We start from the raw sequence: 26,210 nt of genomic DNA, 5'->3' as shown, positions 1-26,210 counted from the left end.
GATGTTCACTGCCTTCGACTACGCTGTAATGGCGGTGATCGGTTTGTCGGCCTTGCGCGGCACCTGGCGCGGCTTTTTGTCTGAGATATTCGGGCTGATCGGCTGGATCGCGGCGTTTTTCATCGCTTGCCGTTTTGTTGGCTATGTCGTGCCGTTTATCCCCGCCACGTGGCCGGGCGGCGCGCTGACCCAGTGGCTTCTGGCGTTCGCGCTGGTGGCGATCGGCGTGGTGCTGGTTGCAAGCGTGCTGAACGCCCTGTTGAGCCGTATCGTGCAGGCAAGCGGCTTGAGCGGCGTGGACCGCTCGCTCGGTTTGATGTTCGGCCTCGTGCGCGGGGTCGTTCTGGTGCTGATTCTGGTCGCCCTTGCAGGCTTGACCGAACTGCCCCAACAGGAATTCTGGCGCAACGCCTTGCTTCGGCCCTATGCGGTCGAGGGCGTGCACGTAATGAAACCGCTGCTTCCCGAGACGCTCGCTGCCTACGTCCGCGTGTGACGATCAGGTGACCGGTTAGAGGAGCGCAGCAGGACTCCGGCGCAATCCGGTTGCCTGTATGCACCGTCGCGTACCCTCGCGCGGCATCGCAGGCGCCAGCCGCCGTTCCGAATTTCGTACCTTTGAAGGACATGCCATGTGCGGCATCGTAGGCGTAGTTTCCCATTCTCCGGTCAATCAGCTGATCTATGACAGCCTGCTGCTTCTGCAGCACCGCGGTCAGGACGCCGCCGGCATCGCGACAGCGAACGGCAGCAACTTCCACATGCACAAGGCCAACGGCATGGTGCGCGACGTGTTCCGCACGCGCAACATGCGCAGCCTGCCCGGCACCACCGGTATCGGCCAGGTCCGTTACCCGACCGCCGGGTCTGCATCGAGCGAAGAAGAAGCCCAGCCGTTCTACGTGAACGCGCCGTTCGGCATCATCCTCGCGCACAACGGCAATCTGACCAACTGGCAGCAACTGAAAGATGAGATGTTCCGCATCGATCGCCGCCATATCAATACCAACTCCGACACCGAAGTGATGCTCAACGTGCTCGCGCACGAATTGCAGCTGTCCAGTTCGAGTCTGCAACTCGATCCGGCCGCGCTGTTCAAGGCGGTGTCGGGCGTGCATCGCCGGGTGCGGGGTTCGTACGCGATCGTGTCGCTGATTGCCGGCTACGGTTTGCTCGGCTTTCGCGACCCGTTCGGCATTCGCCCGCTGTGTCTCGGCAAGCAGGAAACGTCGGAAGGCGTCGAGTGGATCTTGGCGTCGGAATCCGTTGCGATCGAAGGCGTCGGTTTTGAATTCGTGCGCGACATTGCGCCGGGCGAAGCCATTTTCATCGACCTCGAGGGCAATTTGCACTCGCAGCAATGCGCGACGAATCCGAGCCTGAACCCGTGCATTTTCGAACTCGTGTATCTCGCGCGTCCGGACTCCGTGCTCGACGGCGTGCCGGTCTACAACGTGCGTTTGCGCATGGGCGATTACCTCGCCGAGAAGATCAAGCGCGAATTGCCCGACGTCGCGATCGACGTGGTGATGCCGATTCCCGATTCGTCCCGTCCGGCTGCGATGCAGGTCGCGAAGAAACTAGGTGTGGAGTATCGCGAAGGCTTCTTCAAGAACCGTTACGTGGGCCGCACCTTCATCATGCCGGGCCAGGCGATGCGCAAGAAGTCGGTGCGCCAGAAGCTGAACGCAATGGGCATCGAGTTCAAGGGCAAGAACGTGCTGATCGTCGACGATTCGATCGTGCGTGGCACCACCTCGCACGAAATCGTGCAGATGGCGCGCGATGCGGGCGCGAACAAGGTGATCTTCGCCTCGGCGGCGCCGCCAGTGAAATACCCGAACGTCTACGGTATCGACATGCCGACGCGCGGTGAACTCGTCGCGCATGGCCGCACGGACGATGAAGTCGCGCGCATGATCGGCGCGGACCATCTCGTGTATCAGGACGTCGACGCGCTGAAGCAGGCGGTGCGCGACATCAACCCGGCGCTGAAGGAATTCGAAGCCTCGTGCTTCGACGGCAACTACGTGACGGGCGATGTCACCACGGAATACCTCGACCGCATCGAAACCGCGCGTCTCGCACCGTCCTCGCAATCGGATCGCGACGCCGCGAGCGAAGCGGCCGAGGGCGGCCCGGCGCGTTCGCAACTGCATCTGCAATTGTCGGTCGGTTGAGTGATAGCGCTCGCGTCGTGGCCTGCTGCACGCCACGACGCGAGCGTGTTAGCATGACGGCTTGCGTCGATTTGATCTCAGCTTGCGGACGCGGGGCAACCCAAAACAGCTAAAGCGAATGGTGGAAAAGCCGCAATCATCCGCCTCCGCTCCAGCTTTCCCCCGCACATGAAGCCCGCTTATGCCGACGCAAAAGCGGGCTTTTTTGTTGCTGCCGTTGGGTGTTGCGCGGTCCTCCCACGGTAGCCGCAGACGCCGAACCCAGTCATGGAACATTGGAAATCAGAACCAACATGGACGACTCCCTGAACTTCGATACGCTGGCAATCCGCTCGGGCACAGCGCGCAGCGACTTCAACGAGCATTCGGAAGCGATTTTCCTGACCTCGAGCTTCGTGTTCGCGAGTGCCGCGGACGCCGCCGAAAAATTCAAGAATTCCGAAGACAACTACACCTATTCGCGCTTCACGAATCCGACCGTCTCGATGTTCCAGGACCGCCTGGCCGCGCTCGAAGGTGGTGAAGCGTGCATGGCCACGGCTTCGGGGATGGCCGCGATCATGTCGGTGGTGATGTCGACGCTGCAGGCCGGCGACCATCTGGTCAGCTCGCAGGCGCTGTTCGGTTCGACGCTCGGCATGTTCTCGCAGATCTTCAGCAAGTTCGGCATCACGACGACCTTCGTCGACCCGACCGATCTGGATGCGTGGAAAAACGCCGTGCGCCCGGAGACGAAGATGTTCTTCCTCGAAACGCCGTCGAATCCGCTGACCGAAGTCGCCGATATCGAAGCGATCAGCAAGATCGCGAAGGCGGCCAACGCGATCTTCGTGGTCGACAACTGTTTCTGTAGCCCGGCGTTGCAACAGCCGTTGAAGCTCGGTGCGGACGTCGTAATGCATTCGGCCACCAAGTTCCTCGACGGCCAGGGGCGTGTGCTCGGCGGCGCGCTGGTCGGCTCGAAGCAGTTCATCATGGAAAAGGTGTTCCCGTTCGTACGCAGCGCCGGGCCGACCTTGTCCGCGTTCAACGCATGGGTGCTGCTCAAGGGCATGGAAACGCTGTCGCTGCGCGTCGAAAAGCAGTCGGCGAATGCGCTCGAAATCGCGCGCTGGCTGGAGACCCATCCCGCCGTGAACCGCGTGTTCTACCCGGGTCTCGAATCGCATCCGCAGCACGCGCTGGCCATGCGTCAGCAGAAGGCGGGCGGCGCGATCCTGTCGTTCGAATTGAAGGGCGATACGCCCGAGCAGATGCGCGCGAATGCCTGGCGCGTGATTGACAGCACGAAGATCTGCTCGATCACCGGCAATCTCGGCGATACACGTACCACGATCACGCACCCGGCCACGACCACGCATGGCCGCGTGACGCCCGAGGCACGCGCGGCGGCGGGGATCAGCGAAGGCTTGATCCGTCTCGCAGTGGGTCTGGAAAACGCCGGCGATATCCGCGGCGATCTGGAGCGCGGTCTGGCGGGTTAGTCGTCGACTACGCTCGCTAATCACGCGAGGCAGGTGCAGCAGGAGAGCAGCAAGAAGCGCGGGACACCTTTTTCAGGTGGCCCGCGGATCGCACACACTCAATGGCGCAACGCGCGCCATTGACCGGGCGCCAACCCGAAACGCCGCGTGAATGCGTGCGTGTAAGCGCTCTGATCGCCGAAGCCGATTTCCAGCGCGATATCGCTGAGCGACAGGCGTGGATCGGATAGCAAGCCAAGCGACGTATCGAGCCGCAGACGCTGCAAATAGCGGTGCGGTGTTTCGCCAAAGGCGTCGATAAAAAGCTGATGGAAGCGCCGCATGCCGAAGCCGCAATGCGCGGCCAGGTCGGCGATACGCAGCGGTTCCGACAGATGCGCGCGCAGCCAGCGGTCGATGCGCGCGAAGTCGAGGCCGGGCGCTTGTGTCCCGGCCACCGTGCCGGTATCGGCCACCAACGCAGCGCCCAGTCGCGCGGCTGCGTCCCATTGAAAACGCCGGGTATCGAGATCGTCGCCTTGCGCGCCGCCGGTGGCGTGCGCCGCGATCCGATGCACGAGTTGCGTGAGCGAGGCATCCACCGTCACGGCCCGCGCGCGGTCGAACAGACGTTCCGGCACGGCCAGCGAGGCAGCCGGCAGATCCAGCACCAATTGCCGGTTCTCGCCGATGCCTGCGTAATCGTGCCGCGCCCCAGCCGGGATGAGCCAGGCGGAGCCGGCGTCGATCTGATGCGCGACGCCGTCTACCGCCATCACCATCGCGCCGTCGAGCCCGAGCACGACCTGGTGGAAGTCGTGCACGTCCGACGCTTCGATCGCGCCGTAGCGGCGCAATGAAACGCTAGGAGCGGCGACGGCGGTGTGACTCATCGGCAATGCCCAATTACAAAATACAAAACAGCGCAGCGAAAAACTTAGACGCCGAGCAGTTCGACTTCGAACACGAGCGTTGCATTCGGCGGAATCACGCCGCCTGCGCCACGCACGCCGTAGCCGAGTTGCGGCGGAATCGTCAGCTTGCGCGTGCCGCCGACCTTCATGCCTTGCACGCCTTCGTCCCAGCCCTTGATGACCATGCCGCCGCCCAGCACGAATGCGAACGGGTCGTTGCGGTCCTTGCTCGAGTCGAACTTCTGGCCGTCGGTCAGCCAGCCCGTGTAATGCACGCTGACGGTCTTGCCGGCCACCGCTTCGGCGCCGCTGCCTTCAACGATGTCTTCATATTTCAGGCCGGATTCGGTAGTCACAGTCGACATGTGTCGCTCCTTGGATCAAAACGTAAAAACCGACATTGTAGGCGTGTTGGCGATGCATCGCCGAGGATTGCCGCGTGGCATACGGTTTGCGTCCAGCCTGGCCATCCGGTCAGGCTGGTTGCGCTGGGCGGCATGCCTATAATGGGACTTCTTTTAACATTCCTTGCACCGCCTGAGAGGGTTCGATCGTGACAACGTCTTCCACCGGGACCGCCGGCGCACCGCCGGTTCCTTCCGGCTTCGCCGTATCCGAACGCACCGCCCATCTGCGCGCGGAAACCGCGCTGTTCATGCGCGACCATGTGTTGTCGCTGGTGTCGCATGATCTGCGTGGGCCGCTGAACGCCATCCATAGCTGGGCGTACGTGCTCGAGCGCAAGCTCGATGCGAACGACCCCAATGCGCAACGCGCCGTCACGGGGATTCGTAACGGCGTGGAACAGCAGGTGAAGTTGCTGGAGACGCTGGTCGACGCCACGCGCGCCGAGACCAAATCGCTGGCACTCGCCTTTGCCCCGTTTCCGCTGCATCGGCTACTCGATGAAACCGTTGAAGAAGTCCGTTCCGGATTGGCGCGCGCGCGTGGTGTCGAGGTCTCGGTCGAGTCGCATCTCGCTTCCGAGCAGCTCAATGGCGACCGTGAGCGCCTGGCCGCCGCACTGTGGCTGATGCTCACGTTTGCCGTCGAAGCGAGCACGGAGGGTGCCGTAGTCACGCTGGCCGCACGCGCGGACTCCACCAGGTGGTACGCCACCGTCGTCTTCAAGCAGAGCGCCGCCGCATTGGACGATCCGACGGTGCCACATTTGCTGGAAGCCTTTGCCCGCAAACAGGCGAGCGAACCTCGCGAAGCCAAACGGATCGCGTGGGTATTCGCGCTCTGCAAGCGCGTTGCGGAGGCGCACGGCGGCAGTTTCGAGCAAAGCGACGCACCTGGGAGCGAAGCGGTGACCCTCGCGCTGCATGTGCCGTTGATTGCGACGACAGCAACGTGAGCGGCGGCTGTCGGCGCGCGACCCTGTACGCGATTAACTTTCGACTTGCTTTCACCCTCTATACTGACAACTTTTGTTGCCGGAGTCTTTCGCTTTGATCCAGGTCGTCGCCCTCATCGGTGCGTTGTTTCTCGTTGCCCTCAACGGTTTTTTTGTCGCCGCCGAATTCGGTCTGGTGAAGCTGCGGCAAACGCGCGTGCAAAGCCTCGCAGCCAGGCATGGCATGCGTGGGCGTTTGCTGGCGAAGGTGCATGGAAGGCTGGACGCGTATCTGTCCGCCTGTCAGCTCGGCATTACGCTGGCGTCGCTCGGACTCGGCTGGATCGGTGAGCCGGCGTTCGCGGAATTGCTCACGCCAGTCTTCAGCCTGCTCGGCGTGGAATCGGAGCAGCTGATTCACGGCATCTCGCTGTTCTTCGCGTTCTCGTGCATTTCGTTCCTGCACATCGTGGTGGGCGAGCTGGCGCCGAAGTCGCTCGCGATTCGCGAGTCGGAAAAGGTTTCGTTGTGGGCCGCCACGCCGCTGTACGGTTTCTACTGGGCGATGTATCCGGCGATCTGGGTGCTCAACACGAGCGCCAACGCGGTGTTGAAGCTCGCGGGCCTCGACGGGGAGCACGGCCATGACTCGCATTACTCCACCGACGAACTCAAGCTGATCTTGCGCGGCCGCCGCGCCAACGTCGCGACTGAGCTCGGTTCGCCGGATGGCGCCTACAGCCAGGACGAATGGAACACGATTGCGCACTCGCTGGACTTTTCGCGCATGACCGTCTCGGATCTGATGCGCCCGTCCTATGAAATGGTCGGCCTGCGGCGCGATGTGCCGTTGCGCGAAAACATGCAGGTGGTGGCGCGGCACCGCTTCAGCCGCTATCCGTTGTTCGAAGACGCGTCCGGCGAACGGGTGGCCGGCATGATCCACTTGAAGGATTTGCTGCTGGCGCGGCACGCGGGCAGCACGCTCGACGACCTCTCCGAATATGCGCGGCCCGTGCAGTATGTCAAGCCGGACATGCCGGCGCTCGAACTGTTTCGCCGCTTCCGCAAGGGTGCGCCGCATTTCGCGCTGGTGGGTCACAAGAACTCGACGCCGATCGGCTTTCTGACGCTGGACAATCTGCTCGGTGCACTGGTTGGGCAGATCCACGACGAATTCCGCCAGGGCGACGCCGACTGGACGCGCATGGACGACGGCACGTTGATGGGCAAGGGCAGCTTGCCGGTGGTGTCGCTGGAACGCGCGCTCGGGATCGACATCGACGAGGGCAAGGCCGAATCGGTCGGTGGCCTCGTGATTCAGGCGCTCAACGATCTGCCTGCTGAAGGGCAGCGCGTCGAGTTCGATCGCTTCGACGTGGTGGTCAAGAAGATGAAGGGTCCGCGGATCGTGCTCGTGCGCGTTTATCCGAAGATCTTCGACGACGAAGGCGGTTGAGCGGCGTGACCGGCACGGGCTCGTCGATCACGTCTATAACCTTCGACAAAACGCGGATCAACCGCGTGGCACGCCGTCCTCCACCAGCACGGCAACGGGCATCGCGCCCAATGCATCGCGCACATAAAGCAAGCCGTTCTCATCGACCTTTGGCGCCGCCGGACTCAGCCAGTCGAACAGCGCGCACGCGGCCAGGTCCGCAGGCATTTCGATCGCTGTGTCACCCCATTTGACGGGATCGACCATCGGCAAATCGCCGTCTTCGCCGAGCAACCCGGCGGCAAGCCGGCTCGCCACCACCACCGCCCACGCATTGCCATGCCGCCGCGCAAACGCAATCGCATTCGACGCATGCGCACCGCGCACCGCAAGCGGCAGATACGCACCCTGACTCAGCAGCTCCGGCAAATGCGCGCGCAACGCCAGCACGCGCTGCACCACCGCGAGCTTCACCCGGCCGTCTTGCCAGCTCATCAGAAACTCCGAAGGCGGTGTTTGCGCGAGCCACGCCTCACGCTTCGCAAAATCGACGGGCCGGCGATTGTCGGGATCGACCAAACTGAAGTCCCACAGCTCAGTACCCTGATAAAGATCGGGAATCCCAGGCGACGTCAGTCGCAACACGGTCTGCTGAAAACCGTTGAGCGCACCGGCGCGCCCAATCCGCATCACGAACGCGGACAACTCGCGTAGAAAACCGTCGCGCCGCTGCGGCGCCAGGATATCGAACAGGAAGTCGCGGCAGCCGGCCTCGTACGCTTCGTCGGGCGCGAGCCAGTTGGTCTGGAGCTTCGCTTCCCGCAGCGCTTTCAATTGCCATTGCGCGACGCGCTCAGCCAGTTCCTTGACGCCCGCTTCATCGTCGGGTTTTAAATCGGGTGGCCAGCTGCCCACCAGGGTCTGGTACAGCATCGCCTCGGCGGCGGGGCCTGGCGCCCAATCGTGGCGTGTATCGTGGCTCACGCTGCTGATCGGCTTGCCGTCGAGCGCACGGCGATGCGGCGCGTTCAAGGTCGACCACGCGCGCAACGTCGCGCTCCAGTCCTGAGAAATCTCGCTCAACACCGCAAGCCGCGCACGCACGTCTTCACCACGCTTGTGGTCGTGCGTGGCCGTGGCGAGCATCGCGTGAGGAAAGCGCTGCGAGCGCTCGAGATTCGCCGCATGAAATTGCGCGACCGACAAAGCAAATTCGCCCGGGTCCGAGCCGACTTCGTTGCGTGACAGCAAACGTCCATAGCGATAGCACGCCGTATCTTCGATCGCCTTCGCGGCGACCGGCGCGGTCAATTGCGAAAACAGCGTCTGTGCGGTGCGCCGCGATGAACCTGCATGACTCGGTGGGGCGCCATTCGGGCCCTGCTGCTGTGCGGCGTTGACCCGTGCATTCGGCGCTTCCTCGGCGCTGCCGCCAAGCCATGCGTTCACGCGGTCGAGCACCACGTAGTCCGCGCGCGAAAGCGTTTGTCGCGCGCCTGCCAGCGCCCGCGCGAAGTACACGTTGTCGGCCGCGCTGCGCAGTCCGTTCTGTGGATAGACCCGATATACCGGAAAATGCACGACCAGTTCGGCCAGCACGCGCCGCAATGCGGCGAAGGTGAAATCACGTGTGGTCGACGAATCGCGGGCAATGCGGTGCAACGCCCGCGCCGCGCGGTCCAGTTCGGCCGAGAGATTTTCCGAGAGAATCTTGCGACGAGCGTCCAGGGCTTCGTCGGCGAAACGCGGGCTGCGGCCGGTGAGTTCGGCCCACGTCTGTGCGAGCGGCTCGGCACCGGCCGGATCGTGCAGCAGCGCGCCCACGTCGTTCATGAAATCGTAGCCGGTCGTGCCGTCCACGGGCCAATCGTCGCGCAACGGTTCGCCACGACCCAGAATCTTTTCAACGACCACAAAAGGCCCCGTGTCGCGCAATTCCGTGAGGCGCTGCCGCAGACGCTGACAGTACTCGCGCGGTTCGGCGAGCCCGTCCACGTGATCGATCCGCAAACCCTCCACCACGCCTTCCCGATACAGACGGAAAATCAGCGCGTGCACGGCCTCGAACACTTCGGGGCGCTCCACACGCACACCGGCCAGCGTCGAGATGTCGAAGAAACGCCGCCAGTTCACTTCATCCGACGCGGTGCGCCACCACGCGAGCCGGAAGTGCTGGCGTTCGATCAGCCGGTGCAAACGGTCGCGCGTCACCGGGTCTGCAGGCGAATAGGCTGCCAGCACCAGGTCGATTGCCGAGCCGCCGCCTTGCGCGACGAACTCGCGCAGCATGTCGCGGCCTTCGGCGGCGCGCGGCTGATCGGCCGGCTGCGTCGTCAAGCCCTGGAAACGTTCGGCCAGCGCGGCGAGATCGGCGCGGTCGGCGCTCTGCAGAATCGACGCGTAGTCGGTCGGGCACACGGGAAACACATGCGGCTCGTAGCCGACATAAAAGCGCCCGTTGTCGGCTGCAAAATGCAGCGCAATCCGGCCTGCCGCGAGTTCCTCGCCGTACGGCGCGCCGAGTGTCGGCGCCAGCACCTTGCCGCGCAAGGCCGGATCGGGCGAATGCCAGTCGACGTCGAAATGGCGTGCGTACCCGCTGTGCCGGCCCCATTCGAGAATATCGAGCCACCACGCGTTGCTCGATCCGCCGATGCCCATATGATTCGGCACCACGTCGACGATCAGCCCCATGTTGTGCGCGTGCAGTGTGTCGGCGAGGCGCTTCAAGCCGGCTTCTCCGCCGCATTCGGCGTTGACCTGGGTGTAGTCGACGGTGTCGTAGCCGTGCGTCGAACCGGGCTCGGCGGTGGTGATCGGCGACGCGTACAGGTGGCTGATGCCGAGCGCGGCGAAGTAGTCGACATGCTTCGCCGCATCGTCGAAGGTAAAGCCTCGATGGAACTGGAGGCGAAGCGTGGAGCGCGGGACGGTCATGGCGTATCAGGCTCCGAAGAAGCGTTGGCAGGATAGGCAGGAGCGGTTGCGTCGCGGCGCGCGCGGTCGAGCGCCAGCAGGCGATCGCTGAAGGCGCCGTCCTCGAACAACGCGTCGATGGGCAAGGTCACGCGGCGGCGCCAGTTCGGATGCTCGTCGATCGAGCCGGGCAGATTCGGCTGCTCGACCAGCGCGAGTAAATCTTCGAGCGGGAAAGTGACAAGCGGGCCGGGCGTCGCGGCGACGAAGGCGAGCGCTTCATCCACGGGCGCGTTGTCGGGCGGCGGCGCGTCCACGTGCGGCGCGGCGACGCCGGCTTGCTGGAAAGCGCGCCATAACAGCACCCGATCGGCGGCGCGTTCTTCCTGTGCCACTTGCTCCGCGTCGCGGCCGTCGGCGCGCGCCATCGTCTGACCGATCCGGTTGCGCCACGTGATGTCGCTGCCGCGCCACCAGCCGGCCACGGTCGGCAGATCATGGGTCGTGGTGGTGCCGACAGCGTTGCGGTCCCACGCCTGCGGCGGCTTGAAGCCCTTGCCGCCCTCCGCGCCTTCGAACCACAGCACGCGAATGCCGGCGAGGCCGTGTTCGTCGAGCCGCTCGCGAAAACCGGGTGGCACGGTGCCGAGATCTTCGCCGATCACGATCGCGCGATGCCGCCACGATTCGAGCGCGATCAACCGCAACAGGTCTTCGAGCGGATAGCGCAAATACGCGCCGTTACGCGCGCTCTCGCCCTCGGGCACGAGCCATAGGCGCCGCAAGCCGAGAATGTGGTCGATGCGGATGCCGCCCGCATGCGCGAACGCCGCCCGCAGCATGTCGATGAATGCGGAGAAGCCCTGCGTGCGCATCGCACGCGGTGAAAAGGTGGTCAGCCCCCAAGCCTGTCCGGCCTGGTTGAACAGATCGGGCGGCGCGCCCACGGAAATACCCTGCAGCATGTCGTCGCGGTACGACCATGCGTGGCTGCCGGCACTATCGCAGCCGACGGCCAGATCGGCGATCAGGCCGACGGCCATCCCGGCGTCGCTCGCCGCATGCTGCGCGTGCGATAAGCCCTTGGCGGCGAGCCATTGCAGAAACAGATGAAAATCGACTTCATGCCGATTCGCTTCGGCAAAGGCTTCAACTTCCGGACTGCGCGGATCGCGCAACGCCTCAGGCCAGTCGCGCCAGTGGCCATGACCGCCCGCCTGAGCCAACTGCACCGCCTGCAGCGCTTCGAAACGCGCGTGGTCTTCCAGCGCGCGGCCGGCACGTTCGCAGAAGCCATGGAATTCGAGTGCGCGTGGCGTGTCGTGTGCGCGTTCGTGGGTGCAGAAGTTCTCGTACAGCGCGCGCAGAACTTTTAGCTTCAGCACGACCGCATTCGGCCAGTCGATCAGCGGCAAGTCTTCGAGTGCCGACCATGCGCCGGTGGCCTGCGTGGCCTCGAGTGCGGCGCGCGCGGCGTCGGCGCCGAACACGGCGGCGGGGTCGATATGCGTGACGTTCAGCCACAAACGCGATGAGGGTGAATAGGGACTGAAGCGGTTCGGCTCGGCACTGAACATCGCGTGCGTCGGACTGACGGCGAGCGCATGCGCGCCACGCTTCGCGCTTTCGATCGCCATTTGCGCGAGGGCCGTATAGTCGCCGATGCCGCCGTCGCCCGTGCGGCGCAAGCCGTACAACTGTGCGGCAATGCCCCACAACAGCGGCGTCTGCGCCGTGGCGCCGTCGCGCAGCGTGCGCCATGCATCGGCGACGGTATAGCAGCGCGACGGCGCGACGGCCAATGTCATGCGTTGTTCGTTGATCACGAGCGTGTGATAGCCGGGCTCGTCGATCGGCGCGAGCAACGCTTCCTCGCCTTTAGGCGCCGTGAAGCGGCCGTCGATGATCGAGCCGCTTTCGAGCTCGATCCGGTAGTGGCTGCCGGATTTGATCGCCGCGGCAGGCAGCGCGATGCCGCGTTCGACCTCCGCGGTCATCAACGGCGGCAGTTTGCGGCCGGACAGTTCGGCTTCGAGCGCGGCCGTGCTGTGCCGGATTTGCGTGGCGTTGCCGCACGGCAAGCCGATCCGTTCGAGCAGCACGGCGAGCGTGCTTTCCGGCACCTGCTGCGTCGTATGATGCGCATCCCGCCACTCGACTTCGAAGCCGGCGCGCGTGGCAAGAGTCACGATCGTATCGTTTGAACGGCGGGTAGCACTCACGCGTGGCGCTCCTGTTGGCCGGCGATGCGAGCATCGTGGCCGATGGCATAGTCGCTGACGTCGCCGGTCATCCACGCGACCAATGCGTACGACGGCAACACCTTGGTGTCGATCTGCTCGCGCACGCGCGGCGGTGTTTCGAAAATCACCTTGCCGGCCGGCAGATCGGGGAAAGCCACGTCCTCCTTCGAGAGATTCAACGCAATCGACAAGGTCTCGCCGTCACCGAGTTTCCAGCGGGCGATCAACGCATGGGCGTCCCCGCCGTTTGCGGCGGTGAGCACGGTCGAGTCGCGCGCTTTGGCATGTTTCAGGCGCGGCGTGATCAGCTTCGCCCGCACGGCGAGCGCGGATTTATAGAAGTGCATCCAGTCGAGGCGGTCTTTCGCGTTGTCATCCGTGGCGGGGCCTTGAACAGGTTCGGGCGGTGACGAGGTCACAAAGGTTTTCACGTCGTTCGGATCCGGAATCTGCGCGCGACGCTTTTCGTCGCTGAACGCCGAAAAGCGGGCGAATTCGCGGCGCCGTCCTTCGCGCACGGCGTCGGCGAGTTCGCCGGTGTAGTCCGTGAAAAACAGGAACGGCTGAGTCGAGCCGTATTCCTCGTCCATGAACAGCATGGGAATGTGCGGCGACAGCAGCAGCAAACCGGTGGCGGCGCGCAAGGCTTCGTCGGACGTCAGCTTGCGCAGGCGCTCGCCGAATGCGCGATTGCCGATCTGATCGTGATTCTGCAAGAACATCACGAACGAGGTGGGCGATAGATGCCGGCTTGCTTCGCCACGCGGCGCGCCGTCGTGAATCGGCGATGGATCGCCCTGATACGCGAAACCTTCGGACAACACGCGTGCGAGGCGGCGGATCGGCTGATCTTCGTACGCGTGGTAGTAGCCTTCGGTTTCTCCTGTCAGCAGAACGTGCAGCGTGTTGTGCGCGTCGTCGTTCCATTGCGCGTCGAAATGCGTGTCCAGCAGGCTCGCGCTGTTGTGTTCGTTTTCCAGCACCAGATGCACATGCCGGCCGTGCTGCACTTTCGCGCGGATATGGTCGGACAATTCGCGCAGCCATGCATGATTGCCGATGGCATGCACCGCATCGAACCGCAGGCCGTCGATGCGATATTCGTTGATCCAGTAGACCGCGTTGTCGATGAAGAAGTCGCTCACTTCGCTGCGGTCGAAATCGATCGCGGGGCCCCACGGCGTGTGCGTGCCTTCGCGGAAAAACGAGCGGGCGTATTCGTGCAGATAATTGCCGTCCGGGCCGAAGTGGTTGTAGACCACGTCGAGAAACACCATCAGGCCGAGACCGTGCGCGGCGTCGATCAGCGCTTTCAGTTCTTCGGGGCGGCCGTACGCGGAATCGGGCGCATAGGGCAGCACGCCGTCGTAGCCCCAATTGTGGCGGCCGGGAAAGTCGTTCAGCGGCATCAATTCGATGGCCGTCACGCCGAGCGCGACCAGCGCGGGCAAGCGTTTCTGTACCCCCGCATAGCCGCCCATCGCGCCGGCGTGCAGCTCGTACAAGACCGTTTCTTCCCACGGACGGCCATGCCAGCTCGTATGTTCCCAGCGATATGCACGCGGGTCGATCACTTCGCTCGGGCCGTGCACGTCTTGCGGCTGGAAGCGTGACGCGGGGTCCGGCACCGCATGCTCGCCATCGAGCCGGAAGCGATACAGCGTGCCCGCGCCGCTGTCGACGGTGGTTTCGAACCAGCCGTTTCCCGCGAGGGCCATGTCATGCGCGCCTTGGGCGGGTCCGTTTTCGATTTCCACCTGCACCGTCTTGCACGAAGGCGCCCAGAAGCGGAACCGCGTGCGTGGCTTCGCGCCCGTCGCGCCCAGCAACTGTGCGCCGAACGGCAGGCAATGCGCGTGGTGATGCGCGTGAGGATCGATCGGACTTTCAGACATGATTCATCACCATTCGATGTGACTTTCGCCTACGTGGTCGGCGATGTATCGCTGCTCGGCGGATGCGCGCCCGGATCGGGCGGCAGGGCGGTCAACAGCCGCGGCCCGTGTTGCGCGCCGGCCTTCCAGCCCGCCTGCCAATCCGCCTCGCCGACCGGCTGCGCCGCCAGCATCACGAGGCTGTGCGCGGCCACTTCGACCTCCGGCACCGCCAACCGGTGCGGCGCGCCTCCCGGCTCGGCCGTGTCCAGCAGCACATGCCATTCCAGGTGCGGCGCGGGCGGCGCGAAACGCAGCGTTTCCTTCGCCGCGTTGAGCATCATCAACAATACTTCCGTTTCGCCATTCAGGCCCGGGCCTGCGCGACGCAGCGTGAACGCGCGGCCTTCGGGGTCCTGCCAGGCTTCGATGGTGAGTGGATCGCCGTGTTCATCGAACCAGCCGACATCGAACAGGCCCGGCAACACTTCGCGGTCGCCGAACAGAAAACGCGTTTCGCGCAGCAGCGGATGCTGTTTGCGCAGCGCGATCACGCGCGCGACGAACGCGTTCATCTGCTGGCCATCGGGCGACTCCGCGCGTTCCCAGTCAAGCCATGATAGTTCGTTATCCTGGCAGTACGCATTGTTGTTGCCGTTCTGCGTACGCAGCAACTCGTCGCCTGCCAGCACCATGGGTGTGCCGAGCGCCACCAACAGCGTGGCGATCAGCGAGCGGGCCACCCGCTTGCGGGTTTCGAGGACGACCGGATCGTCGGTCGGGCCCTCTACGCCCCAATTGCGGCTGCAGTTTTCGTTGTGTCCGTCGTTGTTGTCTTCGCGATTGGCCTCGTTGTGCTTGTGCTCATACGCGGTGGTATCGGCTAGCGTAAAACCGTCATGCGACGTGACAAAGTTGACCGATGCCCACGGTTTCCTGAAGCGCCGGTTGAACAGATCGGCGGAACCGGTGAGGCGCGCGGCGAGATCGGGGCGCAAGCCCGCGTCGCCGCGCCAGAAGCGGCGCACCGTATCGCGGAAGCGATCGTTCCATTCGGCGAAGCCCGGCGGATGATTGCCGAGTTGATAACCGCCTGGGCCGATGTCCCAAGGTTCGGAAATCAGCTTGCGTTGCGACAGGATCGGGTCCTGGCGCAAGGCGTCGAAGAAACCGGAGCCGGGATCGAAACCATGCTGCTCGCGACCGAGCGTCACGCCGAGATCGAAACGGAAGCCGTCGATGTTGAACTTCGTCGACCAGTAGCGCAGCGAATCCATCACCATCTGCAACACGCGCGGATGCGGCAGGTTCACGGTATTGCCGCAGCCGGTGTCGTTGATATGGTGGCGTTCGTCGCCGGGAATCAGGCGGTAGTAGCTCGCATTGTCGAGGCCGCGCCACGAGACGGTCGGCCCCATCTCGTTGCCTTCGCAGGTGTGGTTGTAGACCACGTCGAGAATGACTTCGATGCCGGCCGCATGCAACTGACGCACGGCAATGCGCATTTCGTCGAGCCGGTGTGAGCTCAGATACGACGGTTCCGGCGCAAAAAACGCCGCGGTGTTGTAGCCCCAGTAATTGCGCAGGCCGCGCTCCACCAGAAAGCGGTCGTTCAGGAACGCATGCACGGGCAGCAATTCGACGGCGGTCACGCCGAGCTTCAGCAAATGCTCGATAAATTCCGGCGAAGCCAGCGCGGCGAACGTGCCGCGTTCGTGCTGGCGCAAATCGGGGCGCAACATCGACACGCCGCGCACATGCGCCTCGTAGACGATGGTTTCGCCCCACGGCACATTCGGGCGCTTGTCGTGCGACCAGTCGAAGGCTTCGTCGATGACGACGCACTTCGGCATGGCCGGCGCCGAATCGCGCCGGTCGATGGAGAGGTCGGCACGATTCGAATGCACGCGGTAACCAAACAGCGCGTCGGACCAGCGAAACTGCCCGACCAGTTTGCGCGCATACGGATCGAGCAATAGTTTGTGCGGATTGAAGCGATGTCCATGCTGCGGCTGGTACGGACCATGCGCGCGAAAACCGTACGCCGTGCCGGGGTGCGCATTGGGCAGATAGCCGTGCCAGACTTCGTCGGTGCATTCGGGCAGCGTGAAGCGTCTGATCTCCTTGCGGCCGGTGGGATCGAACAGGCAAAGCTCGATTTTCTGCGCATTCGCCGAGAACACTGCAAAGTTGACGCCGAGGCCATCCCAGCTTGCGCCGAGCGGATAGGGCGAGCCGGGCAGAAGCCGGTCGGGCAGTGCATGCGACATGATTCCCCTTCCTTGTTCTGTTTTATGAACGCTATCTTGGGACTTCATGCAGCGGACGTGCGGCCTGGCCGCCGCGCGCCCGCCTTACAACCCAGTCGTCAATCCGCGCGCAAAACGATCGTCGCCAAAGGCGGCAGCGTTAGCGCCGCGGATTGCGGCCAGCCGTGGCTCGAGACGTGGTCGGTATGGATCAGCCCGCCGTTGCCCATGTTCGAGCCGCCGTATACGCCGGCATCCGTATTCAGCACTTCCAGCCAGCGGCCGCCGAGTGGCATGCCGATCCGGTATCCGAGCCGCGGCACCGGCGTCATGTTGCACACGACGACGAGTTCGCGGCCCTCGCCATCGGTGCGGCGGTAGGCATAAACGCTATTGCCGCTGTCGTCGCCGACCAGCCATTGGAAGCCGCCGGGCTCGCTGTCGAGCCGATATAGCGCAGGCTCCTCGCTGTACAGATGGTTCAGGTCGCGCACGAGTTTCTGCACGCCGTGATGGTTCGGATCGTCGAGCAGATGCCAGTGCGGCGAGGTGTCGTGATCGAATTCCGCCATCTGGCCGAATTCGCCGCCCATGAACAGCAGCTTCTTGCCCGGATGCGTCCACATGAAGCCGAAGTACGCGCGCAGGTTGGCGAATTTCTGCCATCTGTCGCCGGGCATCTTGCCGAGCAGGGAGCCTTTGCCGTGCACCACTTCGTCGTGCGAGAGCGGCAGCACGAAGCGCTCGGAATACGCGTACACCATCCCGAAGGTCATCATGTGGTGATGGTATTGGCGGTAGACCGGGTCCTCCGCCATGTAGTGCAGCGTGTCGTGCATCCAGCCCATGTTCCACTTGAACTGGAAGCCGAGGCCGCCGTCTTCGACGCGTGCGGTCACGCCCGGCCACGCGGTCGATTCTTCGGCGATCGTGATCGCGCCCGGCACGCCCGGCACATAGCCGACTTCATGATTCAGCCGCTTCAGGAACGCGATCGATTCGAGATTTTCGCGCCCGCCGTAGACGTTCGGCACCCACTCGCCGGGCTCGCGCGAGTAGTCGCGATACAGCATCGAGGCGACCGCATCCACGCGCAGGCCGTCGACGTGATAACGCTTCAGCCACGCGAGGCCCGAGGCCACCAGGAACGCGCTCACCTCGTTGCGGCCGAGGTTGTAGATCATCGTGTTCCAGTCCTGGTGATAGCCTTCGCGCGGATCGGCGTGCTCGTAGAGCGGGGTGCCGTCGAAATCGACCAGGCCATGCGCGTCGTTCGGAAAGTGCGCCGGCACCCAGTCGAGAATCACGCCGAGGCCGGCCGCGTGCGCCTTGTCGACGAACAGGGCGAATTGCTCGGGGTTGCCGAAGCGCGCCGACGGCGCGAACTGTCCGAGCGGCTGATAACCCCATGAACCGCCGAACGGATGTTCGGCAACCGGCATGAACTCGACATGCGTGAAGCCCATGCTTTTCACGTAGGGAATCAGCCGTTCGGCGAGTTCTTCCCAGGTGAGGCCGCGCTGACCTTCTTCGGCGACGCGCAGCCACGATTCGGCATGCACTTCGTAGATCGAGATCGGCGCGCGCGGAGTTTGTTTGGCGGCGCGCGACTGAATCCAGTCGTGATCGGTCCATTCAAACTGTTCGATCTCGTCGACATGCGCGACCACCGACGCGGTGCCCGGCGGCTTTTCCGTTTGCATCGCGCACGGATCGGCCTTCAGCGGCAGCGGATGACCGTCGCGGGCGAGCAATTCGTACTTGTAGCGCGTGCCTGGGCCGACGCGCGGCACGAACACTTCCCATACGCCGGCCTGATGGCGCAGCCGCATCGGATGACGGCGGCCGTCCCACGAATTGAAGTCGCCGACCACCGACACGCGCCGCGCGTTCGGCGCCCAGACGGCGAAGCGCACGCCCGGCACGCCGTCCACTTCCATCGGGCGCGAGCCGAGGCATTCGAGCACCGCGTACGGGTCGCCGCCGGCGAGACGGCCCAACGGCTCGTCGCCGAGAACGGGGCCGAACGAATACGTGTCCTCGATTTCCTGCACGGTGCCATGCCAGTCGATGCGTAAGCGATAGGGCGCGGCAGACGCGACGCGGCCGGCAAACAGCCCGGGCCTGAGTTGCTCGAGCTCGCCGAGCGTTGCGCCGTCGGCGCGCGAAATCACGGTGACGTGCGAGGCGTTCGGCAACAGCGCGCGCACCACCGGACCCGCGCCGGTCTGATGCATGCCGAGCTGCGAGAAAGGATCGGGGTGGCGCGCTTCAACGAGCGCGTCGATATCGAGTGGTTGGAGGCCTGCGGCCGGATCGTGCTCACTCATAGTCGCCCTCGGCCGGGTTCGGCGATGCGGAGGCGTCTGGTGCCCGGGTTGACGGATCGTGCTGCGGTGCGCCGGTGTCGCCGAGCAACCGGCTGGTGAGCGAGGCGAGGCCGCGCACCGGCAAACTGAGCCACGTCGGACGGTTAGCCGCTTCGTAACGGATTTCGTAAGCGGCTTTCTCGATCAGGAACAGATCGAGCAAGGACTGTTCGGCTTCGGGCGTCACCAGCGGCGTCGGCGAATCCGCGATGGCTGCGCGGTACTCCTTCAGGAATGCTTCAGTAGCGTGCGCGCGGAAACGCTCGAAGAGCGTGCGTTTGCGATCGGCGGTCTGCGGTGGCGCGCTTTCCATAGTGGACTGCGCCGCCGCGCTCGCATACGACAGCGAGCGCATCAATCCGGCCACGTCGCGCAAAGGACTCGACTTCTGACGCCGCTCCTCTAACGTGCGCGCGGGTTCGCCTTCGAAGTCGATCAGATACGCGTCGCCCTGCGCGACCAGCACCTGACCCAGATGGAAGTCACCGTGAATGCGGGTACGCAGCGCGCCCGCATCGCCCGGCACCAGCTTGCTGACCGCGGCGACCAGCGCGGCGCGGCGATCGATCAGGCTTTGCGCCAACGCCTGGGTGTCCGGGTCGCTCATCTGCGGGATGCGCGGTGCGAGCAGATCGAGTGCGCTGGCGAGCATGGCTTGCGTGCCGTCGACCCACGCCTCTACCTGCCCGGCGCTGGCGAGTTCCGGGGCGAATGCCGGGTCGCTGGAAGGCGACGCCAGCGCCATGTGCAGTTCGCCGAGCCGCTTACCGATGGTGCCGGCCAACGCGCTGTAGCCGTCCACGAGAATCGCTTCGTTGTCGCGGTCCGGCGATGGTGCTTCCGAATCGACGGCGATGGCGAGCTCGTCCACCGAGCGGCGCAGATAGTCGAGCGACCAGTTCCAGGCATCACCCTGATTGTCGATATAGCCTTGCAGGATCGCGAGCGTATGCGGCACGCCTTCGGGGTCGACGCGTACCACTTCGCCGTACAGCGGCGCGGTGTTGGCGTAGCCGAGCTGGGTCAGATAGCGGCTGATTTCCGCTTCGGGATGAATGCCGCTCACCAGACGCCGCACCAGTTTCAGCACCGCGGCATCGGCGACGATCAGCGAGCTGTTGCTCTGTTCGGCCGCCAGCCAGCGAATCTCGGGCCGTTCGCCGAGATCGTCGAGTTCGGAGAAGCGCTCGCTCGGGATGAACTTGATCTCGCTCTTCTGCACGGTCGGCACGACCGCGCGTTCGCGCAGCTTGCGCATCACGCCATGAGCGAAGATAGGCAGCGAGAACGCGTCCGTCAGATGGCCGACGTTGCGGCCGCGGCGCACGCGTGCGAGAGCCAGTTGCATGAACAGCGGCGTGGTAGTCTCGCCGCCCCACGTGATCGCGATCGGCACCACGTAGCGCTCGGTGTGATCGCCCACGTCGGCTTCGATTTCGGTGAACGCGAAACCGCCGTTGGGGATCGTCGTCAATGCGGCGAGGCGCACGGCATGCATCTTCTGATCCTTCGAGGCAAACCAGCGGCGCCGGCTCAGCCACGACGGCAGCACTTCGGATTCGAGCAGCCGGACGTTTTCCGGGGTCGGGCCGACCTGACCCTCGCGAATCACAATCGTGACGAATTCCGGCAGCGGCTCCGAATGCGCCTGCGCCCACGTCGGACGCTGGCTGCCCGAACACAACATGAACCACAGGAAGCCGTACGGCGGGAAGGTCAGCAGATAAGTGAGCTGGCCGATCGCCGGAAACACGGAATCCGCGGTCATTTCTATCGGCACCGTTCCGTTGAACTCAGACAGATCGAGTTCCACCGCTTGCGGCGCGCGCGACAGATTCGCCACGCACAGGATCGGCGGCTCGTCCGGCATTTCGCGCAGATACGCGAGAATCTTGCGGTTTTCCGGCTTCAGGAAACGAATCGTGCCGCGTCCGAAGGTTTGTTTCGCCCGGCGCGTGGCGAGCATGCGCCGGGTCCAGTTCAGCAGCGAGTGCGGATCGCGGCTTTGCGCCTCGACATTGACAGCGTCGAAGCCGTACAACGAACCCATCACCGGCGGCAGCACCAGTTGTTCAGGATCGGCGCGCGAGAATCCGCCGTTGCGATCCGACGACCATTGCATCGGCGTGCGCACGCCGTCGCGGTCGCCGAGGTGGATGTTGTCGCCCATGCCGAGTTCGTCGCCGTAATAGATCACGGGCGTGCCAGGCATCGACAGCAGCAGCGAATTGATCAGCTCGATGCGGCGGCGGTCGCGCTCCATCAGCGGCGCGAGGCGGCGGCGAATGCCGAGGTTCAGGCGCGCGCGGCGATCGCTTGCATAGGTGTTCCACAGGTAATCGCGCTCGGAATCCGTGACCATTTCGAGCGTCAGTTCATCGTGATTGCGCAGGAAAATCGCCCACTGGTTCGTTTCCGCGAGGTCCGGCGTCTGCCGCATGATGTCGGTGATCGGAAAGCGGTCTTCGCTCGCAATCGACATGTAGATGCGCGGCATCAGCGGGAAGTGGAACGCCATGTGGCATTCGTCTTCGTCGCCGAAATATTCCTTCACGTCTTCCGGCCACTGGTTCGCCTCGGCGAGCAGCATGCGGTTCGGATACTCGGCGTCGATGGTCGCGCGGATTTTCTTCAGCACCGCGTGCGTTTCCGGCAGATTCTCGTTATTGGTGCCTTCGCGTTCGACCAGATACGGCACCGCGTCGAGCCGCAGCCCGTCGATGCCCATGTCGAGCCAGAAGCGCATCACTTGCAGCACTTCCTTCAGCACGGCCGGATTGTCGAAGTTCAGATCGGGCTGGTGCGAATAGAAGCGGTGCCAGAAGTAAGCGCCTGCGACCGGATCGTGCGTCCAGTTCGACGGCTCCGAATCGATGAAGATGATCCGCGTTTCCTGGTACTTCTGATCGGTTTCGGACCACACATAATAGTTGCGATGATTCGACCCCGGCTTCGCGCGGCGGGCGCGCTGAAACCACGGGTGTTGATCCGACGTATGGTTGATGACGAGTTCCGTAATGACACGGATGCCGCGTGCATGCGCTTCCTGAATGAAGCGCTTCACGTCGGAAAGCTGGCCGTAGTCCGGATGCACATTGCGGTAATCGGCGATGTCGTAGCCGTCGTCGCGACGCGGCGACGGATAGAACGGCAGCAGCCAGATCGCATTCACGCCGAGTTCGGCGATGTAGTCGAGCTTCGCGATCAAGCCCGGAAAATCGCCGACGCCATCGTTGTTCGCGTCGAAGAACGACTTGATGTGCACCTGATAAATGATCGCGTCCTTATACCAGAGCGGATCGTTGCTGAGAGCCTCGGGTTTGCCGCGCCGATGCGAACGCGCTTTGGCCGCGCTGCCGGTGGTTGCGCTCGTATGAGTCGGCGATGTGCTTTGGGCCGGATCGTCACGCTTCATGTCGCACCTTCCATCAGGATTGGGTTGCCAGCGTCGTCTGCGTGAAGGCCATTGTCGGCACCATCCGCGCGTTCAGCGGGCAGGCCGCCGAGCGGCGCGATGCGCCAGATCGAAAACGGCTGGTCCGAACCGAGCCGGACGTGCTGCCAGCGGCCGTGCCATTCGAAACGCGCGCCGGTCATCTGGTCGGTCACTTCCAGCGCGCCATGGTCGTGCAGATTCCAGTGGTTGAAAGTGTCCCACGACAATTCGATGTCCGCGCCCTGTTCGTTGAACGGGTCGAGATTGATCGCCACCACGATCACGTTGTCGCGTGCTTCGGTCGCTTTTTCGAAGAACAGGATGTTGTCATTGTGCGCGGTGAGGAACGTGAGACCCAGATGCGTTTGCAATGCCGGGTTCGCGCGGCGAATCCGGTTCAACGCACTGATTTCGCCGACGATGTTGCCGGGCCGGTTCCAGTCCCACGCGCGCAGTTGATACTTCTCGGAGTCGAGATATTCCTCGCTGTTCGGCAACGCGGCGGCCTCGCACAGTTCGAAACCGCTATACACGCCCCACGAACCGGCCAGTGTGGAGGCCAACGCGGCACGAATCAGAAAGCCCGAGCGCCCCGACGACTGCAAATGCCGCGGGTTGATGTCCGGTGTATTGACGAAGAAATTCGGCCGGTAGAAATCGCGCGCGCTGGTTTGCGTGAGTTCGGTCATGTACTCGATGAAGTCGCGCTTCGACTCGCGCCAGGTGAAATACGTGTACGACTGCGAGAAGCCGATCTTGCCGAGCCGGTTCATCATGCGCGGCCGGGTGAAGGCTTCGGCGAGGAAGATCGTGTCGGGATAGCGCGAACGCACATCGTCGATCACCCATTCCCAGAACGGCAGCGGCTTGGTGTGCGGATTGTCGACACGGAAAATGTACACGCCGGCTTCGATCCAGAACAGGAACACGTCGCGCAGCGCGAGCCACAAATCGGGTTTGGCGTCGTGCGCATAGAAGTCGGGATTGACGATGTCCTGATACTTCTTCGGCGGATTTTCCGCGTAACGCAGCGTGCCGTCGGGACGCCAGGCGAACCATGTCGGATGCGCCTTCAGCCACGGGTGATCCGGCGAGCATTGGATCGCGAAGTCGAGCGCGATTTCGAGGCCGTGCGCGTGCGCGGCGGCCAGCATCTGCTTGAAGTCGTCTAGCGTGCCAAGTTCGGGGTGCACGGCGGTGTGGCCGCCTTCGGCAGCACCGATCGCATACGGGCTGCCGACATCGCCGGGTTGCGCGTTCAGCGTGTTGTTGCGGCCTTTGCGGTTCGCCATGCCGATCGGGTGGATCGGCGGGAAGTACAGCACGTCGAAACCCATCTCGCGGATGCGCGGCAGTTTCGTGACGACGTCAGCGAAGGTGCCGTGACGCGATTCGTCGTCGCTCATCGAACGCGGGAAGAGTTCGTACCAGCTGGCAAAGCCTGCCGCGGTGCGTTCGGCCTCGATCCTGTAGACGATAGGATCGCGGCTCAGGAACGGGCGGTGCCGGGCGGCGGTCATCGCCTTCGCGGTGGCGGGCGCCAGCAGCAGCGCGAGCCTGGCTTCCGGATCGGCCTTGGTGAAGACCTTGACGATATGTTCGAGCGGCTCGCTTGTCGTACTCTCCGCGCTTTCTGCGGTTCCCACTTCGGCGAGCACCAGGGCGAACAGATGCGCGGCTTCCTCGAGCTCGAGTTCGACGGTTTGGCCGGCTTTCAGCTTCTTCTGGATATGCTCGACCAGCGAGGCAAAGTCGTCGCGCCATGCGATGACCGTGAATTCGTGGCGGCCGAGGCGCTCCAGCGGAATGCGCGCTGTCCAGATATCGAGGCCGGCAGGCTGTGCGGGGCTCATCGGCACTTCGTGCCACGCGGTTTCGTCGGCCGCACGCCAGACGACGGCGGCGGCGATCCTGTCGTGACCTTCGGCGAAGATCGCGGCGGTGATTTCGGCGCGCTCGCCGACCGTGCGCTTGGCGGGGAAGCGCCCGTTATCGACCGAGGGTGTCACGCTCTCGATCGCCACGCGCGGGGCGCCGATCGCTTCGAGCACGGTTTTGTGGCCGCTGCGCTTGCTGTTCGCCTTGTCGATCGGCGGCGCGAGACGGATCGGTTGATCGGCCGCTGCGCGGAACAGGCGCACGGCGCCGGGTTCGAGCGTGAACGGCGCCAATGCGGCGGGCGCGGCGTTCACAGGTGCGTCGAGCGGCACGAAGCGCGTGAAGTTGCCCGGTACGCCCTTGAGGAAACGGATTGGATCGACGCGCAGCGGCGCACCGAGTTCGGGATTGACGGCGATCAGGACCGCTTCGCCGGCGTCGCGCAGATCGGGCGTGTCGGCGCGCAGCAAGACGGCTGCGGGCGCGCCGGGCCCGCTGAGCGGGCGCAATTCGCCGTTGGCCTGCAACGTTTTCGTATTGCGCACCGCTTCGTTTGCATGGCTGATCCGTTCCGAGAGATCGAATGGCTTCGACCGGCAGGCCAGCGCAAACTGCGCAGCGTCGCCGCGTGTCTGCGACATGGGCTCGGCGATGCCGTATTCGAAGCCCATCGGCATCATCCAGCCGGTGCCGGTCGAGGCCGACACGAATAGCGCGCGCCGGTAGGCCCGCTCGACGATGGTGGCGTCGTGCGCATCCCCGAGATCGGCGCTGAGACGGGTGCCGTACGGCGCTTCGGGAAAGGCGATGGGTGCCGCGATACGGGCGAGCGCGGCGTGCTCTTCCACCATCCAGCTGGCGCGGAAGTCCCACCAGCGGACTGACGAGAACACGCTGTCGAAGCCCGCGCCTGCGAGGCCGAGCAGATCGCCACGAGCGAGACCTGGCGTCGCGGCGAGGAAACGCACCTCAGGATGCTTCGCGCGAACCGCGTCGCCGAGTTGCCGCCAAACCGCGGCCGGCACGCGATGCGGCGAATCGAACCGGAAGCCGCCGACGCCGGCGCCGGTCAGCGCCAGCAGTTGCTGCGTCCACCAGTCGACTAGCGCCGCACTGCTGGCGGCGTCGTTGAAGTTCGCATACGCGACGTTGTCTTCACGATGCACGTGGCGCGGATCGAGTCGCGCCTCTTCAGATTCGAATGGGTGGAACCAGCCGGCCTGTTCGGCGTACAGCGCGCCATCGGCTGCCATCCGGTCGATCACCAGGTCGACCAGCAAGGTCAAACCGTTCTGCTGGGCGGCTTGGGCAAGCGAGCGGATCGCCTCGGTGGCCGCTTGCCGGGTCTCGAACACCGGATGCAGCCGGCCATGGTTGCCGACCACCTGTGCGTGACCGGCGCGGCCTGGCTCGAAGAGACCGCCGATCAGCGCGTGATCGAAGCCGAGTCTGGCTGCGTGAGCGAACTGCGCGGGCCATGCATCGAGTGGCCCAACCAGAAGTGAATGAAAAAAATAAATCCGCGGCGCGTACCCGTTTGGAGATTCCATCGGTCGTTTCCAGATTCGTCCTGCTGCGGTGTGGATGCAATTGACATGCGATCACAGCGCTCATTGGGCTTCCAGAGCCGGATACCGCGCGATGCGTGAAGCGAGGGCGCGTACTGGTCAATGTAGTGCAAAGATCGTCACGCCGCTGGCCAGTTGGGGGTGCTTTGACGCCAGGCGTCGACGGCATGTGGCCGGCCAGAACTAACCGCAAGGCGCAGCAAACGTTGTGCCAGTGCGTTTCGGACTGGTGCGAAAGGGTGGGGAAGCGTGTGCCCTAAGGGCGCGCGGGATGGCCGGCCCGACGCGGTGGGAGCGTGACGGCGGGCGGTTCGCGTGTAAAACGGACGGACGTCGCCCGCGT

Annotated in this window: 14 protein-coding genes; 5 read left to right on the top strand and 9 right to left on the bottom strand. The window is 64.2% G+C overall.

Annotated elements, in window-relative coordinates:
- Position 1 precedes the first annotated feature (1 nt).
- From DSC91_RS13715 to DSC91_RS13705, 3 genes are all read left to right on the top strand, one after another.
- Entirely contained in the window at positions 2 to 496 is a 495-nt protein-coding gene (locus DSC91_RS13715; protein WP_093634947.1) for a CvpA family protein, read from the top strand.
- A gap of 136 nt (positions 497 to 632) precedes the next feature.
- Positions 633 to 2,180 (top strand): amidophosphoribosyltransferase, encoded by a 1,548-nt coding sequence (purF, locus tag DSC91_RS13710; RefSeq protein WP_115779838.1) that lies wholly within the window; start codon positions 633 to 635, stop codon positions 2,178 to 2,180.
- 293 nt (positions 2,181 to 2,473) lie between these two features.
- Positions 2,474 to 3,664, top strand: coding sequence for an O-succinylhomoserine sulfhydrylase (locus tag DSC91_RS13705; protein WP_115779000.1), 1,191 nt, complete (start codon positions 2,474 to 2,476; stop codon positions 3,662 to 3,664).
- Positions 3,665 to 3,762: 98 nt separating this feature from the next.
- Here DSC91_RS13705 and DSC91_RS13700 read toward each other — a convergent pair whose 3' ends face one another.
- A complete protein-coding gene (locus tag DSC91_RS13700; RefSeq protein ID WP_115778998.1) occupies positions 3,763 to 4,536 on the bottom strand; it encodes an AraC family transcriptional regulator in 774 nt (257 codons plus the stop codon).
- Between the two features lie 44 nt (positions 4,537 to 4,580).
- Entirely contained in the window at positions 4,581 to 4,922 is a 342-nt protein-coding gene (locus DSC91_RS13695) for an FKBP-type peptidyl-prolyl cis-trans isomerase (protein ID WP_115778996.1), read from the bottom strand.
- 188 nt (positions 4,923 to 5,110) lie between these two features.
- On the opposite strand from DSC91_RS13695, the gene DSC91_RS13690 reads away from it, so the two are divergent.
- Entirely contained in the window at positions 5,111 to 5,917 is an 807-nt protein-coding gene (locus DSC91_RS13690; RefSeq protein ID WP_115778995.1) for a sensor histidine kinase, read from the top strand.
- A 94-nt stretch (positions 5,918 to 6,011) separates the two neighbouring features.
- Entirely contained in the window at positions 6,012 to 7,355 is a 1,344-nt protein-coding gene (locus DSC91_RS13685; protein WP_115778993.1) for a hemolysin family protein, read from the top strand.
- Between the two features lie 57 nt (positions 7,356 to 7,412).
- On the opposite strand, the gene treY is transcribed toward DSC91_RS13685, so the two are convergent.
- From treY to DSC91_RS13650, 7 genes are all read right to left on the bottom strand, one after another.
- On the bottom strand, positions 7,413 to 10,271 hold the full coding sequence (gene treY, locus DSC91_RS13680) for a malto-oligosyltrehalose synthase (protein WP_115778991.1): 2,859 nt from the start codon (positions 10,269 to 10,271) through the stop codon (positions 7,413 to 7,415).
- Positions 10,268 to 12,472 (bottom strand): 4-alpha-glucanotransferase, encoded by a 2,205-nt coding sequence (gene malQ, locus DSC91_RS13675; protein ID WP_115778989.1) that lies wholly within the window; start codon positions 12,470 to 12,472, stop codon positions 10,268 to 10,270. Before malQ ends, treY begins: the two co-directional genes overlap by 4 nt.
- Positions 12,469 to 14,388: a malto-oligosyltrehalose trehalohydrolase gene (gene treZ / locus DSC91_RS13670; protein ID WP_115778987.1), complete on the bottom strand. Its 1,920-nt coding sequence runs from the start codon at positions 14,386 to 14,388 to the stop codon at positions 12,469 to 12,471. The genes malQ and treZ overlap by 4 nt, the downstream gene beginning before the upstream one ends.
- Before the next feature lie 29 nt (positions 14,389 to 14,417).
- Entirely contained in the window at positions 14,418 to 16,637 is a 2,220-nt protein-coding gene (glgX, locus tag DSC91_RS13665) for a glycogen debranching protein GlgX (protein ID WP_115778985.1), read from the bottom strand.
- 98 nt (positions 16,638 to 16,735) lie between these two features.
- On the bottom strand, positions 16,736 to 18,946 hold the full coding sequence (gene glgB, locus DSC91_RS13660) for a 1,4-alpha-glucan branching protein GlgB (RefSeq protein WP_115778983.1): 2,211 nt from the start codon (positions 18,944 to 18,946) through the stop codon (positions 16,736 to 16,738).
- Positions 18,939 to 22,400: a maltose alpha-D-glucosyltransferase gene (treS, locus tag DSC91_RS13655; protein WP_115778981.1), complete on the bottom strand. Its 3,462-nt coding sequence runs from the start codon at positions 22,398 to 22,400 to the stop codon at positions 18,939 to 18,941. The genes glgB and treS overlap by 8 nt, the downstream gene beginning before the upstream one ends.
- Positions 22,397 to 25,849 (bottom strand): maltotransferase domain-containing protein, encoded by a 3,453-nt coding sequence (locus DSC91_RS13650; protein ID WP_115778979.1) that lies wholly within the window; start codon positions 25,847 to 25,849, stop codon positions 22,397 to 22,399. The genes treS and DSC91_RS13650 overlap by 4 nt, the downstream gene beginning before the upstream one ends.
- Positions 25,850 to 26,210: the final 361 nt, after the last annotated feature.

The sequence above is a fragment of the Paraburkholderia caffeinilytica genome (genome assembly GCF_003368325.1).
Taxonomy (GTDB): Bacteria; Pseudomonadota; Gammaproteobacteria; order Burkholderiales; family Burkholderiaceae; genus Paraburkholderia; species Paraburkholderia caffeinilytica.
The sequence above is the reverse complement of the archived record's forward strand: the minus strand, read 5'-3'. Positions and strand labels throughout refer to the sequence as shown.